Origin of the sequence: Kitasatospora sp. NPDC050463 (assembly GCF_040655255.1) — a bacterium.
In the GTDB taxonomy this organism is placed as follows: Bacteria; Actinomycetota; Actinomycetes; order Streptomycetales; family Streptomycetaceae; genus Kitasatospora.
Genome location: NZ_JBFAJO010000216.1, coordinates 1 through 1,712, shown reverse-complemented (window position 1 = coordinate 1,712; position 1,712 = coordinate 1). Strand labels below are relative to the sequence as shown.

General features: G+C 71.5%; 2 protein-coding genes. One reads left to right on the top strand and one right to left on the bottom strand.

The window, feature by feature from the left end:
* The coding region (locus AB0J08_RS41590; RefSeq protein ID WP_360645408.1) for an alpha/beta fold hydrolase at positions 1 to 428 on the bottom strand (428 nt) is incomplete at its 3' end.
* A 987-nt stretch (positions 429 to 1,415) separates the two neighbouring features.
* Between AB0J08_RS41590 and AB0J08_RS41585 the strand changes: the two genes are divergently transcribed.
* Positions 1,416 to 1,712, top strand: a 297-nt coding sequence (locus AB0J08_RS41585) for an ATP-binding protein (protein WP_360645405.1), incomplete at its 3' end; no start/stop codon positions are given.

Sequence of the window (1,712 nt, the reverse complement as noted above, 5' to 3'; positions counted from 1 at the left end):
TCGGCGACCAGCGCCCGGTCGCTCTCCTGGTAGAGGGTCTCCTCCCGCACGGCCGAGGGCGCCCGCCGGCCGGAGGCGAACAGGGCGACGGGGGTCACTCCCCGTTCCCGCAGCCGCAGCGCGACCTCGAACGCGACGACGGCTCCCATGCTGTGGCCGAAGAACGCGAGCGGCCGGTCCGCCAGCGGGCCGATCTCGGCCATCAGCGCGTCGGCCAGGTCCGCGATGTCGGTGATCCGCGGTTCGTGGCGGCGCTCCTGCCGGCCCGGGTACTGCACCGCCAGGACGTCCAGCACCGGCGACAGGTCCCGCGAGACGGGGTGGAAGTACGGCGCGGAACCACCCGCGTGCGGGAAGCAGACCAGCCGGGGCCCACCCTCGGGACCGGGATGGAACCGCCGCAGCCACGTACCGCTTTCCTTGGTCACTCGACGTCCCTTCCAACCTTCCAACGACGTTCGGACTCACCGGCCCGCCCGGACGGCGAGGTCGCCGGGCCGGCGGGTGCGGACGGCCGCGCACGCGTCGCACGGGCACGCCTGACGGCGCCTCGGCGGGCGGGTGCCTGCCGGAGCGACGAACCCGCCGCCCGGCGCGGCGCGTTCGCGTCCGCCCGTCCGGCTGCACCCGGCCCGGGCTCCGGGGCACAACGCCCGCCGGCCCGTGGCCTGTCGTGTCGCATCGATCGGTCTTCGGTGAACTCGCTGACAGGGGCCTCGGGGGCAGCGGGTGGGCCCCGCCGTCATCCGGCTGGGCGTCACGGCGGGGGTCCGGGGAGCGGGTTCGGCCCGCTCCGGCCTCATTCCAGTCCATGAGGTCGGGCGATAGCTACCGGGATCGCCCCCTGAATGCCGGGCGGCGCCTCCCCTATCCGATCCCCTACCTCCCCTGTCCGGCCACCCCTAGCTCATCGCCACAAAGGGAATACATCCATCCGCTAATTCACAACTCCGGCTCTGACATTGGCTCGTGCCATAATCTGCCCATCGCCGCCGCCACCCCTGTGACCGGCGGCGATGCATCCTCCGGACGAAAGGACGCCCACACGGACACACCTGACGATCCGGTGCCCGGGGCGATCCCCCGAGGCCACCCCTGCCGGCCGCGCAGACCCCGCCGCGGAGGCAATCCGAGCGAAACACAACCGTGATCCAGGCCACAGAAACGAGCCGGTACCGTATGGGCGCCGGACGAGGGTCGATGCACGGGGGACTGACCGGGGTTCGGGGACGCTGCCGCCCGTCATCCAGCGGCACGACCGGCGAACCGACCCGCCGTCAACGCACCACCCTGGGATCCACCGCCCTTGCGACCCGACCGATCCAGGCCACCCGGAGGTAGGACAGGCGAGTTCAGTCGACGACACCGACCGCTCTGGTCGTCGTTGTTCAAAGCTAAATGACGGGGGAACTTCATTGCAGCTGATAGACCAGAAATCCGAACTGGCCGAACTCGGGACCGCGCTTCGGGAGAGCCGGTCGGGTACGGGGGGAATCGTTCTGATCGAGGGGGCCGCGGGGTCCGGCAAGAGTGAGCTCCTGGAGACCTTCGCCGCGCGGGCGGAGCACGACGGCGCCACCGTGCTGAGCGCCGCCAGCTCGGACACCGACCGGACGGTGCCCTTGAGCACACTGCGTCAACTCCTGGACCACACACCCGACATCGCCTGGACGGACCTGCCGGTCACCGACACCGGCGCCCTCACCCGACAG